14 protein-coding genes are annotated in these 17,455 nt (G+C 39.1%); 6 read left to right on the top strand and 8 right to left on the bottom strand.

What is annotated here, in order from left to right; all coding sequences use genetic code 11:
* Positions 1-9: 9 nt before the first annotated feature.
* Genes D0T60_RS07885 through D0T60_RS07870 form a run of 4 tightly spaced genes read right to left on the bottom strand, consistent with a single transcriptional unit; the run spans position 10 to position 5,392 of the window.
* Positions 10-915, bottom strand: coding sequence for a glycosyltransferase family 2 protein (locus D0T60_RS07885; RefSeq protein ID WP_163217617.1), 906 nt, complete (start codon positions 913-915; stop codon positions 10-12).
* A 37-nt stretch (positions 916-952) separates the two neighbouring features.
* Positions 953-2,428 carry an O-antigen ligase gene (locus D0T60_RS07880; protein WP_239059519.1) on the bottom strand — a complete coding sequence of 492 codons (1,476 nt, stop codon included), beginning with the start codon at positions 2,426-2,428 and terminating at the stop codon, positions 953-955.
* Positions 2,421-4,613, bottom strand: a complete 2,193-nt coding sequence (locus D0T60_RS07875; RefSeq protein ID WP_163217616.1) for a hypothetical protein — start codon at positions 4,611-4,613, stop codon at positions 2,421-2,423. Before D0T60_RS07875 ends, D0T60_RS07880 begins: the two co-directional genes overlap by 8 nt.
* Before the next feature lie 17 nt (positions 4,614-4,630).
* Positions 4,631-5,392, bottom strand: coding sequence for a TolC family protein (locus tag D0T60_RS07870; protein ID WP_163217615.1), 762 nt, complete (start codon positions 5,390-5,392; stop codon positions 4,631-4,633).
* 900 nt (positions 5,393-6,292) lie between these two features.
* Between D0T60_RS07870 and D0T60_RS07865 the strand changes: the two genes are divergently transcribed.
* The 6 genes from D0T60_RS07865 to nqrF are packed head-to-tail and all read left to right on the top strand — an operon-like array spanning position 6,293 to position 12,110.
* Positions 6,293-7,651: a Na(+)-translocating NADH-quinone reductase subunit A gene (locus tag D0T60_RS07865; protein ID WP_163217614.1), complete on the top strand. Its 1,359-nt coding sequence runs from the start codon at positions 6,293-6,295 to the stop codon at positions 7,649-7,651.
* 29 nt (positions 7,652-7,680) lie between these two features.
* On the top strand, positions 7,681-8,859 hold the full coding sequence (locus D0T60_RS07860; protein WP_163217613.1) for an NADH:ubiquinone reductase (Na(+)-transporting) subunit B: 1,179 nt from the start codon (positions 7,681-7,683) through the stop codon (positions 8,857-8,859).
* A gap of 13 nt (positions 8,860-8,872) precedes the next feature.
* On the top strand, positions 8,873-9,565 hold the full coding sequence (gene nqrC / locus D0T60_RS07855; RefSeq protein WP_163217612.1) for an NADH:ubiquinone reductase (Na(+)-transporting) subunit C: 693 nt from the start codon (positions 8,873-8,875) through the stop codon (positions 9,563-9,565).
* A gap of 14 nt (positions 9,566-9,579) precedes the next feature.
* The gene (locus D0T60_RS07850) at positions 9,580-10,212 is read left to right on the top strand and encodes an NADH:ubiquinone reductase (Na(+)-transporting) subunit D (RefSeq protein WP_163217611.1); all 633 of its coding nucleotides are present in this window, start codon (positions 9,580-9,582) and stop codon (positions 10,210-10,212) included.
* Between the two features lie 25 nt (positions 10,213-10,237).
* Positions 10,238-10,837, top strand: a complete 600-nt coding sequence (nqrE, locus tag D0T60_RS07845) for an NADH:ubiquinone reductase (Na(+)-transporting) subunit E (protein WP_163217610.1) — start codon at positions 10,238-10,240, stop codon at positions 10,835-10,837.
* A 19-nt stretch (positions 10,838-10,856) separates the two neighbouring features.
* On the top strand, positions 10,857-12,110 hold the full coding sequence (nqrF, locus tag D0T60_RS07840; RefSeq protein WP_163217609.1) for an NADH:ubiquinone reductase (Na(+)-transporting) subunit F: 1,254 nt from the start codon (positions 10,857-10,859) through the stop codon (positions 12,108-12,110).
* Between the two features lie 296 nt (positions 12,111-12,406).
* On the opposite strand, the gene D0T60_RS07835 is transcribed toward nqrF, so the two are convergent.
* The 4 genes from D0T60_RS07835 to D0T60_RS07820 are packed head-to-tail and all read right to left on the bottom strand — an operon-like array spanning position 12,407 to position 17,453.
* On the bottom strand, positions 12,407-12,913 hold the full coding sequence (locus D0T60_RS07835) for a hypothetical protein (protein ID WP_163217608.1): 507 nt from the start codon (positions 12,911-12,913) through the stop codon (positions 12,407-12,409).
* 28 nt (positions 12,914-12,941) lie between these two features.
* Positions 12,942-13,748, bottom strand: coding sequence for a DUF1573 domain-containing protein (locus D0T60_RS07830; RefSeq protein ID WP_163217607.1), 807 nt, complete (start codon positions 13,746-13,748; stop codon positions 12,942-12,944).
* Positions 13,749-13,760: 12 nt separating this feature from the next.
* Positions 13,761-15,803 carry a S8 family serine peptidase gene (locus D0T60_RS07825; protein WP_163217606.1) on the bottom strand — a complete coding sequence of 681 codons (2,043 nt, stop codon included), beginning with the start codon at positions 15,801-15,803 and terminating at the stop codon, positions 13,761-13,763.
* 6 nt (positions 15,804-15,809) lie between these two features.
* Entirely contained in the window at positions 15,810-17,453 is a 1,644-nt protein-coding gene (locus D0T60_RS07820; RefSeq protein ID WP_163217605.1) for a BACON domain-containing protein, read from the bottom strand.
* Positions 17,454-17,455 lie beyond the last annotated feature (2 nt).

Genomic DNA, 17,455 nt, shown 5'->3' with positions numbered 1-17,455 from the left:
ATCTGTTACTTATTCAATGCCAATGCGTTTGTTTTGCAATGTAATGAATGCATATACACCACAAAAAGTAGCTTTTATCAGGTTAGGTTTTCTTTTGATTGTATATTTTATTAGGTTCTTAACTAAAGGAATGCTCATTAAGTATAAAATGGCGACCCATTTCTTAATCTGATTTAAGTTCCTCCAGGCATACAATAAACGGTTGCGCGTTAAGTAAAAAACTTGCAGATAACTTTCCTGACCAGTGCTTTGGCTCTCCTTGTGGAATACTGTCAGGCTGGGTACATACCATAATTCATACCCTGCCTTTGTTATTTGTGTACACCAGTCGAGTTCCTCATAATACAAGAAAAATATTTCCGGCATCATTCCTACCTTTTCCACTACTTCGCGTTTAATAAGCATTGCGGCGCCATGTAAGTAGGAGGTTCTCTGGGGGGAGTTGTATTGGGCACTGTCAATTTCTCCGTACCCAATCGTTGTGTTTCGTATGGTAATAGGAGAAAGGGGAGTGTATCCTGCAAATTGTATCTTTTGAGGTTGGAAGGCAAACTTTATTTTAGGCGATACTCCACCGATAATGGGGTTTGCTTCTAAAAATTTTGTAAGAGATATAATATTATCCTCTTCTATGTATGTATCATTATTAATAAAAAAAAGAAATTTTCCTTTTGCATGTAGGATACCCAGATTATTTCCCCCCGAAAAGCCTAAGTTCTCGGGGGTTCTGATGGAAATAATCTGAGGAAAATTCTTTTTTAGTAAAACAGATTCATCAACTTTCGACGCATTATCTATGATAATTATTTCAAAACTTACGCTGTTGATGTGCGTCAATAAACTATTAATAAGTTCACAGGTATCATTGTAACCATTATAGTTTACTGATATAAATGATACAAGAGGGCTTTTCATTGTTCTTTTCTTTATTCAATGCAAAAGATATCGTGACTCAATAATCTTCTTCCTTTTCTAATAATAATCTTTTATCATTCTTCTCTATATATGGTGCCGCAAAGCACAAAGCAAAGCCGGTATATAAGATAATCATGTTTGGATATTGCATAACATCATTGCCATAAGCAGCCACAAAGAAGCCGGCATTAACACAAAGCCAGATAGCTAAAATGTTGCGTAAACGTTTATTCATTACCTTGAACATTAATATCCACGAGCACCATGCAAAAAGAATGATATGCGTAGCCAAATACAATACTAAGCCAACGATTCCTGTATCTGTCCATACATTAACCAACCACGAATCCGGTGGGATGGGCATTAGCTTGTCCGGTTTATGTCTTCCGGCTTTTCCTCCCAGCCCTAAGCCATATCCAAAGGGCATTTCTTTCATATATACTTTCATTTTTTCCCTGTTCTCTACGCGAACCATGAAAGATGCGTCGTTTTTAGGAGTAAACCCGGAGCGCATTTTGCGAATGTATTCATTGCTGTTTCCTATGGTTGTGAATCGGAAGAAAAAGAATATAGCAAAAACGGCAAAAAGCCCTGTAAAAAACACTTTCCAGTTTTTGGATAGGAAGATAAAGTATAAAAGACCGGCAAGGGGCACTACTATCGCTGTTCGTGTGCCGGATATAAACATTCCATATATTGCCGCTACCACTACTATGGAAAAGTACACCTTCAGCCATTTCTTTTCGATATAAAAGAAAGACATTCCAAAAGCAAATGCAGCCATTGCCATGTGTACACCAAAGTTTGCGGCATCAGTAAAGAAAGAGAAATAGCGTATCCCCGACCAGATGATGTGGGTTCTTGCTCCTCCGCTTTCAAATAAGAAAGCAAGTTCTCTGGCATTGAAGCCGTGGCTTTTTTGCCAATACCCTTTGAAGGCAGCTATTAGTACGAAAACAGACCATAAAATCAATAGCCACTCTACACTTTTATATTTACGTATGGTTATCGGTACAAGTATTGCACAAATAGTAGGATAAACATAATAGTATGTTATAGCAATATTCCAAGCATATTGTACGGTGTTTGGGTTACCCAACTCTGCAATACAATATAATCCCCAGATGGAGAATAATCCCAACATGCCATTCCAACTTTTCTTCCATGATGTATTTCGGTAAACACTTATTAATACCAATAATATTAAGGCTGTAATGTTAAAAAGCAAAGTTATAGCCCCAATCATTATATCGGTGAAAGAACTTACAAGCAGGATTATGAAATGAGAGATAAATAAAGCGTAGAATATTCTTCGATAGAATAATACGGTGAAAATAAATACGACTAAAGTAGTAGGTAGTATGGCTATGAGTAAAGAGGTGGCAGTATTACCTGCTAATGCAAACTTATATATTAGAAGTAATCCGAAGATTACTCCTAATATAATCATTAATAAACCTTCTTTGGATGAGTTTATTGGTAATATATCTTTTAAGAAGTTTTTTTTACTCATGTTCTTCTCTTAAGTTTACAGTATCTTTATCTAAATGCTCGGTAAGCCCTAATTGAGATAAACGATATCCTAATTTCCTAAGGTAGGTATGAGGGGGCAGCATACCTGTGAAGCTTTCTGTGGCTTCCAACGATGTTTTATTCAAATAAAAATAAATATCGGCTTCGCTTTGTTGAGATACTTTTTCCATAACAAGCTTGTCGGCCCCTTTCCAGGCGCGGTCTGCGCGCACTACAAACAGGTTCAGGTTGGCTTCGTTCAATAATTTTCCGGGAATGCTGTAATCCTTTAAGTTAGGATATTCAACAATCAAAATATCTTCGTTTTTAGGTTGAGAGAAATCGTTGATTGATTGAGCTAATAGATATTTGGGATTGTTTACATCAAAGTCTTTATCCCATGATATTCTACGAACTTTCATACCAAGGTTGTTCCAATATTCTTCCAGGTGAGTGCTTAAATAGCTCTTGCCGTCTCCCGGTTCTGTACTTAAGAAATTTACAATATATGGATTTCCTTTTTTCTTCTCGGTAAAGAATCCTAAAACGATATTACTTAGGAATTTAGTAGCAATAGATTTGTAAGTATCATTGTATTTCCTGTATTTAAGTCTTGCTCTGCCCGGGAATGCTCCTATCACTTTCTTTCCGGTAATACGCTCGGCACGGATTCTGTCTCGAAGTGTGTGGTCTAAAATTTCAATTAACAAGAAGAAGCCTAAAATAAATAAGAATGCTGCAACGAAAGCAATAATTACAATTCTCTTTCTTCCTGTGGGTTCCGGAGATATTGGAAATGCCGGAGGGTTCAATACCTTTAATGTGGCAGAGGTCATCTCCAGGTTTTTCTTTCTCATCAGGGCAGCATTATAGCTGGTTAAGACAGAAAGGTAATTACGCTCGGTGAAATCTATTTGTCTTTCTTTTCGTTTAATGGTAGAACCTACCGGGGCAAAGAATACATATCTCTCATTCATGTCTTGTCGACTTTTCTGAATGATTTGGAGGTCTGATTTGGCTTTCTCAAATACGAGTAACTGTTCCAGCCATTGCTCTATGATCGATGTTTTCAGAAGACCTTCTTTGGTATATTGGTTTTCTAAGTATTTATCGGAAATGTCGGTTAATTCTTTTTTGCTTTTCTCAAGTTTGTTTTTGTAATCTTCTAACTGCTCTGTCTCGGTAGAGCTTGAAAAAGATTCTATTTCAGATATTTTACTGGTCAGGTATGATACACTGTTTAAGATTGTGATAAACTGAGAGTTCGTTTTTAGGTTTCCGATATTTATGTCCATTTGTCGTTCCAACTCTTCCAGTAAAGACCGCGCTCCATTATATGCCATTAATGCATTTTGTTCCTGAAGCTCGTATGTAGCATTGATGGAAGCTATTTCTTTGGTTTCATCATAATAGTTGATGATGCGCTTTTCAATATTATATGCTGTTAAGGAGTCTTCGGCAGAACGTAGTTCATTACCAATCCTTCCTAATTCGCCTTTGAAATATTCAATTACTTTGTCTGTTTCGCCATATCGGATTGCTCTGTACTCATTGACAAATTCCTCCATTAAAATTTCTATTGTATTAAAAGCAATACCGGGGTCGTTAGAACTGTAATTAACTTCCAGCAAATCGCTGTTTCCTTTTCTATTGATTTTTATGTTTTTAAGTGCACCATAGCTATAGTGCCAATGATTCCAATAGAATAAACCATAAATAAAGTTATCGGGAACAGGTTGTTCGTATTTTAGCATGTTATTTACAGTTTCTTCCTCACTATTTTTATCTATTAATGCTAATAGTGCTTTGCCGTCTCTGTTGTTTTTCGTGCGATTATATATTTCGCGAAAACTTGATGCGGCAAGATAATGGTTATCTTTTTCCGGATTACCATTTATCATATTGCGGGCATAGAGTTTGTAAGAAACTCGTTTTAAAGTGCTTTCCGACTTCATGATGTTAATTAGATTGTCGATAGCATTATTAGTTGCCGCCCAGTCCATTCCATTTGAACCTTCAATTGAATAGCCCGAAATAATTCCGGTATATACAGTTGCAGTTACTTTGTAGCTGCGTCCCATGTTCATTGTGGCATATATTACTGCTAATGTAATGATACATGTTCCGATTAGCAACCACCATCGTATTCGATATAAAAATCGACAAAAGTAGAGTATATAATCCATTGCTTTCTGTATTTAGGTTATTTCTTAATAATTGGGGTGTTGGTAATGATTTCCAGCATCATAATGCTTTTTGTTAATTGCGATCTGCTGTTTTCGTATCGCTCCATTGTCATCGACTGTTTTTCTTTTTCCTGAGAGAGGGTGTTGGAGTCTACGATGCCACTCATGAAGTTTTTCTCTACAATGGCATATTGAATATTTGCCAATGCCAGGGCTTCGGAGCGTAATTTTACAATCGTTAATTGCGATGATGCTGTTAGATACAGTTCTAATATCTGTTGTTTCAGGTCTTGGTATTGTATCTCTTTTTGGAGTTCGGATGTTCTGACCTTTAATTTCTGTCTTTTTACTCTTGGGCCTAAATCGAATAAAGCATCTAAAGGAATACTTACTCCGGCTCCAACCGAATAGGAGGTTTGTTCAACCTTGTTGTAAGTATACATGATAGGATTCATGATGTCACTAAAACTTCCATCGTTTGAGAAATTGCCATATTGCCAACTTCCACGGATGCTGAAGAAGCCCAGAAAGGCCCTTTTTTCCTTTTTCAGAATTCTTCTTTCAAATTCTTCTTGAATTTGAGCCAATTCATAACTCGGTGCTGTCTTCGCATTCTCAAACAATACATCTAAAGGTGGGAGTGATAAGTTCGCGTATTCTTCTATATCCAAATGATTAATATTTGCAATATTTTGTGCATTTAATGAGAATGGGTTTCCCGTACACAGTAATAGAAGAAACACCCCAACAAGGTGGGATTTCTTGTAAAATTTGACCATAGATTTTTTGCTTTTTCTGTTTTAATATGTTGCAAATATAGATATATTTTCCGTATTAGCATGCACTAACTTGTAATATATGCTATTATTTATTGATTTTTTTAGTCATAACCTCTCTTAGCCTCGTTCGGTTTTCTCTCTTTTCGAATATAATTACAGAGGTACCCTCTATAAAAATAGGTGTTTTTTGAGGCCTTTATTTCTTATTGCATAATAAGTACGCGCGCGCCCGCCCGTTTCCCCTTCTTTTAAAACCTTTTTTTTGAAGGTTGTTAGAGGTGGTACCACCTCCTTTTAGGCTAAAAAAATAAAAGAATATATATATTATAAGTAGATATTTATAATTAACTCAAAACAGGTTCGGAAATGATTGAATTTGAACCGCAGAGTTACGCAGATTAACGCAGAGGATTAAGTATTAGTTCTATGCAGCATTGTATTAAAAACTCTGCGTTAATCTGCGTAACTCTGCGGTTCAATATAACTCAAAACAAGATAGATACGCGGAAAACGCGGAATGAGCAGAAACACGCGGAATTGTTTTTTTCTTGCGACATAAGGACGAAAATATATCTTCCGCGTTCATCCGCTCATTCCGTTTTTTCCGCGTACCCATTCCCCCATTTCCCTCAAAACAAGATAATATAACTCAAACAGGTATATAAATGCGGCAAAAGAGCTTTGTGTCGGAATGCAATGGATTATCTTTTTAATGCATGATGTTAGTATAGCTAAAGCGTTGAGTTATGATTATAACTCAATGGGTTTTATTCTTGCTCCTTTGACAGGTGTTTCGCAGATCGAAAATAATTAAAGAAATATTTCTTTAATCCCCTTTCGAATCCATTATTATTTATTACTTTTGCCGCAAATTATAAAACCCTTATTATTAATTGTAGCATGGCAAATGTAATAAAGTTATGTAGAGGTCTTGACATTAGCCTGAAAGGTAAAGCTGCAGAGGAGATGTTCTCGGTGAAAGCACCGGATACATTCGCACTCATTCCGGATGATTTTCCGGGAGTGACTCCAAAAGTAGTTGTAAAAGAACAGGAACATGTTTTGGCCGGTAGCCCTTTATTTGTGGACAAGAATCACCCCGAGGTGAAGTTTGTTTCTCCGGTGAGTGGAGTGGTGACAGGCGTATTGCGTGGTGAAAGACGTAAGGTAATGGCAGTTACCGTTCAAGCTGATGGCAAACAAGAGTTTGTTGAGTTTGGAAAGAAAGACGTATCAAGCCTTTCTGCCGAAGAGCTGAAAGCCGGACTCTGTGAAGCCGGATTGTTCTCGTTTATCAAACAGCGCCCTTACGATGTGATTGCTGATCCTGAAACAACTCCAAGAGCCATTTTTATTTCAGGATTTGATAGCAAACCTTTGGCACCCGACTTTGAATATGTGTTGAAAGGTGAAGAAGCCAACTTTCAAACCGGCTTGGATGTGCTTTCCAAATTAGGAAAAACATACCTGGGCATCAGCAAGAAACAAAAATCACCGGCTTTAACACAAGCAAAGAACGTAACTATTACAACGTTCGATGGACCGCATCCTGCCGGAAACGTGGGTATACAGATCCATCATGTTGCTCCCATTAATAAAGGCGAGATTGTATGGACAGTAGCTGCCGCAGATGTAATTCTGATAGGCCGTTTGTTTAATCTGGGGCATGCCGATTTTACACGTGTAGTTGCTCTTACAGGTTCGGAAGTGAACAAACCTGCATATTGCAAATTGATTGCAGGAGCAGCCGTAGCCAATGTATTAGCCGGAAATGTGGCAACAGATAAACCGCTTCGTTATATCAGTGGAAATGTGCTAACCGGTAAGCTAATTGAATTAAACGGATATCTGGGAGCTTTCGACAATCAATTGACAGTAATTCCCGAAGGAAATGATACCCATGAATTCTTAGGATTTATCATGCCTCGATTCAATCAGTTTAGTGTGAACCATTCTTATTTCAGTTGGCTGTTCGATGCTTTCAAGAAAAGAGAATATACAATCGATGCACGTATTAAGGGTGGCAAGCGTAATATGATTATGTCTAACGAATATGATCGTGTTTTGCCAATGGATATTCTGCCCGAATACTTGATAAAAGCAATTATAACTCAAGATATCGACCGCATGGAGCAACTGGGTATATACGAGGTGGCTCCGGAAGATTTCGCTCTTTGTGAATTTGTAGATTCTTCGAAGCAGGAATTACAGAAGATTGTTCGTGCAGGGCTCGACAATCTGCGTGCGGAAATGAGTTAAACATAAAAACTAAAAACTTATAATCTTAAATGAAAGCGTTAAGAAGATATCTCGACAAGATAAAACCGAACTTTGAAGAGGGAGGTAAGTTCCACGCATTTCACTCTGTGTTCGACGGATTCGAAACATTCTTATTCGTTCCGAGTGCAACGGCGAAATCTGGAACACATATTCATGATGTGATTGACAGCAAACGTATCATGTCGATGGTGGTAATAGCATTGGTGCCTTGCTTATTGTTTGGTATGTACAATGTAGGTTATCAGCATTTCACTCATACACAAACTGCCGGCGGATTTTGGGAAATGTTTGGCTATGGTTTCTTGGCCGTACTGCCTAAACTGATCGTTTCGTATGTGGTAGGATTGGGTATTGAGTTCGTAATAGCTCAATGGAAAAAGGAAGAAATCCAGGAAGGATTCCTTGTTTCCGGTATTCTTATTCCGTTAATAGTACCTGTAGGCTGTCCGCTTTGGATTATTGCTGTGGCTACTGCTTTCGCTGTAATCTTTGCAAAAGAAGTATTCGGGGGTACAGGGATGAATGTATTTAATGTAGCATTAGTTACCCGCGCCTTTTTATTCTTTGCTTATCCTACTAAAATGTCGGGAGATGCTGTTTGGGTGGCTAACGAAAGCATATTCGGTTTAGGAAGCACTGTAGACGGATTGACTGCTGCTACACCTTTGGGAGAAGCATCAACAGCACTCGAAGCTACAGGATATACTCCCTTCTCCTGGGATATGATAACAGGGATGATGCCCGGTTCTATCGGTGAAACCAGTGTAATTGCCATTCTTTTGGGAGCATTCGTATTATTGTCTACAGGAGTTGCCAGCTGGAAAGTGATGTTCTCCGTATTCTTTGGCGGTGCCTTTATGGGTGTTATCTTTAATCAGTTTGGTCCGGATACAGCCATGGCTCACATGCCTTGGTGGCAACATCTGGTATTAGGTGGATTCTGTTTTGGTGCTGTATTTATGGCTACCGACCCGGTAACTGCCGCACGTACCGAAACCGGAAAATATATCTACGGATTCCTGATTGGGGTAATGGCTATCGTGATTCGTGTGTTGAACCCCGGTTATCCCGAAGGTATGATGTTGGCTATCTTGCTGATGAACATATTTGCACCGTTAATTGACTATTACGTAGTGCAAAGCAACATCACCCGTAGAGAGAAACGTGCCATTAAGTCTAACAATTAAAAAACCGAAAGAAATGAATACCAATAGTAATAGTTATACTATCATTTATGCTTCGGTAATGGTTGTTATCGTGGCATTCGTACTGGCTTTCACTTCTTATTCATTGAAAGATATTCAGAATAAGAATGTAGAGTTGGATAAGATGAAGCAGATATTGAGTTCTTTGAATGTTGATACTAAAGGACAAGATGCAGAGGCTCTATATAAGCAATATATAAAGAAAGATATGATCATCAACTTCAAAGGCGAAGTTATTGCCGAAGAAGGAGGATTTAGTGTAGTAGAAAAAGTAGAACTCTCTAAAGAACCGGAAGATCGTAAATTGGCTGTTTATCTTTGCGAAGTAGAAGGAAGTACCAAATACATTATACCTCTTTACGGACAAGGACTTTGGGGACCTATCTGGGGCTATGTGGCTTTAGATGGCGACAAGAATACAGTGTACGGTACCTATTTCTCTCATGCAGGAGAAACACCGGGACTTGGTGCTGAAATTGCTACAGAAGGTTTTCAGGCTCCCTTTATTGGAAAGCATATTATGAAAGACAATAATCTGGTGTCTATCGCTGTAGTAAAACCGGGAAAAACGGCTGCTGGGCAAGACTATGTAAACGGCATATCAGGAGGTACCATAACCTCGGTAGCTGTTGAAGATATGTTGAAAAAGTGTCTGGCACAGTACAATCAATTTTTAACTAATAAATAAGGAGGGAAATAGAAATGAGTCAATTGTTTTCTAAGAAGAATAAAGATGTATTCTTTAGCCCGCTTAATATAAATAATCCGGTAACTGTTCAGGTATTAGGAATTTGTTCGGCATTGGCTGTAACAGCTAAACTTGAGCCCGCCATTGTAATGGGGCTGTCTGTTACTGTGATTGTTGCTTTTGCCAATGTTATTATTTCATTATTGCGCAATACAATTCCTAACCGTATTCGTATTATTGTTCAGTTGGTGGTAGTAGCTGCATTGGTAACTATTGTGAGCGAAGTATTAAAAGCATTTGCTTATGATGTAAGTGTGCAACTTTCCGTATATGTGGGTTTAATTATTACCAACTGTATCTTGATGGGACGTTTGGAAGCTTTTGCTATGGCTAATGGTCCGTGGGAGTCTTTCCTCGACGGGCTTGGAAACGGAATTGGTTATGCCATCATACTTGTAGTGGTTGGTTTCTTCCGCGAGTTGTTGGGCTCGGGAGCATTGCTTGGATTCCAGGTGATACCTCAGTCTTTCTATGATTTAGGCTATATCAATAACGGTTTGATGTTGATGCCTCCAATGGCGTTAATTATCTGTGCATGCTACATCTGGGTACAGAGAGCACGTACAAAAGAGTTGCAAGAGAAGTAAAACCCCATAAAAATCGAAAATAGAAATGAATGATTATTTAAGTTTATTTGTAAAGTCGATCTTTGTCGACAATATGATCTTCGCTTACTTCTTGGGTATGTGTTCATATTTGGCTGTATCGAAGAATGTAAAGACTGCTATGGGGTTGGGTGTTGCCGTAATTTTCGTATTGGTTGTTACACTTCCTGTTAACTACCTGCTCGAAAACTATGTACTGAAAGAAAATGCACTGATTGAAGGTGTAGACCTCAGCTTTCTTAGCTTTATCCTTTTCATCGCTGTGATTGCAGGTATTGTACAGTTGGTTGAAATGGCGGTTGAACGTTTCAGTCCTTCGCTCTATGCCTCGCTCGGTATATTTTTGCCACTGATTGCTGTAAACTGTGCCATCATGGGTGGATCTCTGTTTATGCAACAAAGACAATTTGTGAATGTAGGCGAAGCCACTACTTACGCTTTAGGTTCGGGTATTGGTTGGCTTTTAGCAATTGTTGGTCTGGCTGCTATTCGCGAAAAAATGGCATACTCTGATGTTCCTGCTCCATTAAGAGGATTGGGTATTACATTTATTACCGTAGGTTTGATGGCAATGGCCTTTATGTGTTTCTCAGGATTGAAAATCTAATTTAAAATACGAAAAGAAAATGACATCTTTAATATTAACGAGTATAGGAGTCTTTCTGGCAGTAATCCTGTTGCTCGTCATTATACTTTTGGTAGCCAAAAAATACCTTTCTCCTTCAGGCCCTGTAAAAATTACCATTAATGGTGAAAAGGAAGTAGAAGTAGAGAGTGGCTCCAATCTGCTTATGACATTAGCTGCTAATAAAATCTTTTTGCCTTCCGCTTGTGGTGGAGGGGGTACTTGTGCTCAATGCCGTTGCCAGGTAGACAATGGTGGAGGAGAGATACTTCCTACCGAAAAAGGACATTTTACACGTAAAGAACAACAAGCACACTGGCGTTTAGGCTGTCAGGTAAAGGTAAAAGAGGATATGCAAATCCGTATCCCCGAGTCTGTGCTTGGCGTGAAGAAGTGGGAGTGCGAAGTGGTTTCTAACAAGAATGTAGCAACTTTCATCAAGGAATTTATAGTGAAGCTTCCCGAGGGCGAACACTTGAACTTTACTTCCGGGGGTTACATCCAGATTGATATTCCGAAATACGATATTAAATATTCGGATTACGAAATAGAAGATCGCTTCAGAGGTGATTGGGACAAATTCAATATGTGGGATTTGACTTGCAAGAATGAAGAAGAAACAATGCGTGCTTACTCTATGGCCAACTATCCGGCTGAGGGTGACATTGTAATGTTGAACGTTCGTATTGCAACCCCTCCATTCGATCGTGTGAATGGTGGATTCATGAAAGTGCCTCCCGGTATTTCTTCTTCTTATATCTTCTCTCTGAAACCGGGAGATAAGGTAATGGTATCCGGACCTTATGGTGAATTCCATCCGGTGTTAGATTCCGATCGTGAAATGCTTTACGTAGGTGGTGGTGCCGGTATGGCTCCGTTGCGTTCGCATATTCTTCACTTGCTTCGTACATTGAAAATCTCTGATCGTAAAATTAGCTATTGGTATGGTGCACGTGCATTGAATGAAGTATTCTACATGGAAGATTTCCTTGAATTGGAAAGACAATTCCCTAATTTCTCATTCCATCTTGCGCTCGACCGTGAAGATCCGGAAGCAGATAAAGCAGGGGTGAAATACACTGCCGGATTCGTTCATAACGTAATTCTTAATAATTACTTGAAAGATCATGATGCTCCGGAAGATATCGAATACTACATGTGTGGTCCCGGTCCGATGGCTAAAGCTGTTGAGAAAATGCTTTATGATTTGGGCGTACCACGTAATATGCTTATGTTCGACGATTTTGGTGCATAAACATCTTATCTTCAATTAATTATATAGAACTGGCAGGGAACTTCTCTGTCAGTTTTTTTATGCTTAAATCTGTTTGTATTTATTTAGAGATTGGGGTTAGAAAGTATATACTTAAGTTTTCTAAAGGTAATAGGCTAAAGCGCCTAAAGACATATATTTAAGTGTTTCAAAGGTATATACTTAGACCTCCTTTAAGTATATACCTTTAGAACACAAAAGTGTACAACTAATCATAAAAAAGCCGTGCCAAAAGCGAACTTCTGACACGGCTTACTTTATTCTTTTTATAGTTGACTCTATTCTGCCCTTGTGTTATTCAACACTTCCTCAGGTACAGCATCTATACGTGTGTAAATGGTAACATCTGTGAAATCCGGTGTCCAAGGATTGGCCAATAGATTGTTCTCTCTTGTTACTACTACCCAAGTCATCTCATCTTTAGAGAAATCATTTAGAAGATAAGTGTGACTCCAAGAACCAGCAGCATGATGATAGTCTCCTGAGATAACTGTACCCAAATCTTCATCATAATCTAATAGGTATCTGCCTGTCAGATGACGGGTTTTCTCTGTATCAAGATTCTGGTAAATATCGAATACACGATCTTTACGGTCGAAAGTAACATAGAAATAACGCTTGTCGTTCATATCTTCGTTATTCCACTTTGTCATTTTCCATGTTCCGGATATTTCATTATACGTCACAGGAGTAGGAGGTAGGGTAGTTGTTTTATCATCGTCACTACACGACCAAACACCGCAAAGTACGACTGTCAATAGCATGCATTTTAAAAATGTTTTCATCAACTTGTATGTTTTAATGTTTTAAATTTCAATTTACTTCTATTAATATACGCAGGCTTCGTTGCGAAGGGCGTACATTTATTCCGTCCAGTAGCAGGGAATATTCTATTCGTTCTGCCGTTCCTCTGGGGGGGAGAAGTTTTCTATTTACCTCAACCACTATATCTGCAATTTCTCCCGGAGCTATAACTTCGGGTTCGGTGCGGAATGATAGCCAACTTGGTTTCATGCCCGGCATAGCATTCAGCCGTAAAGGAGAATGACCACTGTTCACGCATTCAAGGCGTTCGGCTTGTGAGGAGGTGTTATGGGTTGCAGTTCTAAATAACATGGAATTACGTTTTACTCGCAAGCTACCCATTGCCACCGGATAATCTCTCCACTTGTTTGTTGTGGGAGTTACTTCGCCGGAAATAGTCAGTCGTGTCGATGGGTGTTTATCGGAGGAATCCGTATAAACATATACTCGCTGTCTGAATTTTCCCGGATGGTCTTTAGGATTGTATGTAACTGTAATTTCCCCTTGCTTCCCCGGCAATACGGGTGCTTGTTCAAAGTTTGCTACAATACATCCACAAGACGATTTTATCTGTGTGATAACCAATGGTTTATCACCTGTATTCCGAAACGAAAAGGTGTATGCCTTGGGCCGATCATCTTCCGAGAGACGTTCGCCTCGAATTTCGTTAGTTTCAAATACAAGCGATGGGTTTGCATCCAAAGGTGGGTTTGCGATAGAATCGAGCATATACTGCATAGGATGAATGTTTTGCGCTCCGGTATGAAGCGCAATAAACATTAATCCCAATAATATTGTGTAGATTCGAAACTGCATTCTTATTTTGATTTAGAACCAACCGTTATTATCTGCTACTTTACGAACTGTGATATGAGCCGTTTGGCTTTCGCCCGTGCCGGAAGTCACAGTAAACGTAGTTGAACCTACTGCTTTTCCGGTAATAGTTACAGTTTGTCCGCTAACAGACACTGTTGCTACTGAACTATTTGCAGATGTTACTGTAAAGGTGGTGGTTTCTCCGTTTTGGAAACAACGGGTTACATCCAGATCTTTGCTTTCATTCAGTGCAATATATGTATTAGGCAATTTGATGTCACGACCATTTTGTTCGATGTTTCTAAGAAGCAATCCTGCATCGGTAACACCATTTCCCATTTTATTTCGGTAAATATCCAAACCAAGTAGGGTAGGGCAGTATTCACCAATTGAAGCCCAGTTAGTATAGAACAACTTTTCGCCGGTTAAGTAGCTATTAATGTCCTTCACCGACTTAAGTATTAAATCTTTAAACTGACGTGAATTGAACTGTTTATGTAGTTTTGCAGCATACGACAATCCCAGTGCTGCTACACCTGACATGTGAGGACAAGCCATGGAAGTTCCATCCATGTATCCGTAATATGCACCACTGTTATTGTTAGGAGTCAATGTTGAGAGGATACCACCACGTTCACTTTTATGGTAATCGTGATCACCACCCGGGGCAGTTATATCAACACCTGGACCGTAATTCGTATAGTTTGATGGAGTGAAATCCGCAGCCATAGCAGATACACAAATATAATCTTTGTATGCACCCGGATAAGCTGCCATTCCGGCATATTCGTTTCCGGAAGCGAAAATAACTAATCCTCCATCAATTACACCATTCGGATCCCCCGCATTATAAATGAAGTAGTCGAAAGCTTCTTTCTCTACGGGAGCACCTTTTTCAAAGTCTTCATCGCTTCTGTATGTACCTCGTCCACCCACAATTATCGGGTTAGACAATGCTGAGAGATACCCCCAACTACATTGCAAAATAACTGCACCATTATCGGCTGCGTACTTAATGGCACGAACCGTATTTTGAATGTTTGCTTGGTATTGACCTCCAAATATCTGAAGTGACATGATTTTCACCCCATCATTATTACCAGTTCCACCTGCAATACCGGATACTCCGATACCATTATTATTAACAGCAGCAATAGTACCGGCTACGTGTGTACCGTGTCCGCTATCATTAGGATCGTCCCAAGTAACAACTCCCGATGGTTCAGGGCGCGAGAAGTTCATTCCATACACATCACCGGCATAGCCGTTACCATCGTTATCTTTATCCGATTTGTAGATTTCATTTTTATTCATCCACATATTGGCTCTAAGGTCAGGATGATCCCACATAACTCCTTCGTCCATTACAGCTACAACAATAGAAGGGTCTCCCCCACATTTTTGCCAAGCTTCTGCGCAATTTACATCGGCACCTTTTACTATATGCTCCATGAAGCTTTCATCTCCATCGTTGATGTAGTGCCATTGTAATGGCAATTTTTCATCATTATACGGCAATGCTGCACGTGTAGAAACATTCAGCTGTTGAACATCACTTTGTGTAAGTGGTATTGCTTCTCCGCTATAAGAACGCTTAACCTCGTAGCTATACTGTACTTTGGCTATTTCTCCCAATCCGGCAAGTTGTTCGGCTACTTGCTCTACATTTAAGCTTTCGTCGAAATGCACAGTGTACCACAAATGTAATCCATTTTCCCGTGTCCGGTTTTCATGACGGGTATCCAGTGGAAATATACGTTCTACTTTGTAGCTGCCAATCACTTGCATCAACTCGTCAACCGTGTTAATTCCTGTACGAGTTAATACCTGTGGACCTGCCGAGCGAGTGGCAGGATATGCCTGATCAAGCAGTTTTGATATTTCAGGATGAAATTTAATCAAAATCATTCCCTCCTGAGCACCTTCAGGAGAGTTTACAATGGTTGCTTGTTTCTCTTTATTTTCACTTCCACAGAAGTCATTGGTATCTCTATCGGTACACGACCCAAAGAAAGAAACAAGTGCCAATACACTAATTTGAAGTATTTTTTTCATATAATATTAATCTATGTTTTCGGGTTTTCTAAGTGGATATGCGTCGTAGTAATAACTCCATCCAGTAGGTACGTTTGTAAATCCCGCTACCTTACCATCCAAATTTAGTACCCCCTCATCTTGTTTGAAAACTAAAGTAAATGGATCCCATCTCCATAAATTCGGATGGTACAATATCCATTCCGGAATTTCGCCTTCCAACAGATTTAAGTTAATACGGAGTACCTTTGCGTTAGGTAATATTTTAGGCTTATCTAACAATAAATCAGGCAATGTGTCATTTTGCGCCAAATCTTCAGCAGTATAGCGAATGGGATAATCCTCCATTTTGGGAAGGGTTCCGTAAATGAAGTTATTAGAAAGTCCCAGATATTCTAACTTTTCCCATTTCAATAAACGAGTTGGAAATTCTCCTAATAGTCCACCCCAAGTTTCTTGTCCGCCAAAGTTCTGTATGTATCCGGCAGGTTTTGTTAAGTCGCCCATACTCCATCTGCGGTTAGCCGCTAAGTCAAGGTGTATTAAGTTAGGGAAATTTTCTGGTGTAATGATATCCGGCACTTTACTGAAGTTGTTACCGGAAAGAGAAAGGTATTCCAGATTATTCAGTGCTACAAAGCTTGGATCCAGTTCAATCAAACCAAATGCATATATTTGAAGACGTTTAAGCTGTGTTAACTTAGAGAGATCAGGACCTGTGCTGAATTTGCCCAATAAATAACTTTCACTTGCATAGAAAATAATCTCTTCAGCTCTGGTCAAATGCTGAATTTCGTAGGGAATTCCTTCTTTACCGGCGAAAGACATGAATGTAACTGAACGAACACGACCAATATCCTGAGGATTTACATCTTTATCATCGGCTTCCCACAAAGTTACAAAATCCCAGCTGGACATCAATTCGCCTTCATTGGCTCCCATCGAACGTCCCAGAGCTCGCATACAAGCAATAATGGCTAATGAATCTCCTTGAGCGTTGTCTTCAATTTTAGGTGCTTTTTCTTGAATGATTTTCAGGCTAACCTGTTCACTTAGTTCTTCTTCACCTTTAGGCTTAAATTGAATATCGGCAATTCGCTCCCAAGGGCGGCTGTTGTTTTCCCAGTTGAAGAAGAGCTTTACTGTACGTGGACGTGCTCCTCTATCTAATTCGAAATCAAAATCTTCAACTTTTACCCAGTTTGCTTCTTGTGGAATTTCAATATTAAACTCTACATTAGTAGTTAGTTCAACCTCTACTTTTCTTTTCTTTAATTCATCATAGGTTGGTATTTCTACTTCAGTTACGGATAATTGCATCATCTTTTCGTAACCGTTCTGCGTGATTATTAAACGTTGGGGTTCGCTTTGATCTTCTGAAATGAAACGCACAATTGCATTTCGGGGTTTATTTGTCAAAGCAGAATCAACTTTGATCTGGCAATCAACAGTTCCGAAACCATTGGCCGGTGAAAATGACACCCAAGGTTCTTCGGTCGAAGCTATCCATTTGCCGCTGGATTGAATCTTAATGGTTTTGGTTCCACCCTCGGCATTTATGGAAAACTGATCGGTTTCAATATTAAATATTATATTGTCTTTGTCGTCTTCACAGGCTGTTAGAGCCAAAACGAACGAAATAGTTACTAATAATTGACTAAAATATTTCATTT

The sequence above is a fragment of the Bacteroides sp. 224 genome, assembly GCF_010500995.1.
Lineage (GTDB): Bacteria > Bacteroidota > Bacteroidia > Bacteroidales > Bacteroidaceae > Bacteroides.
This window is presented reverse-complemented; position numbering and strand designations above follow the sequence as displayed.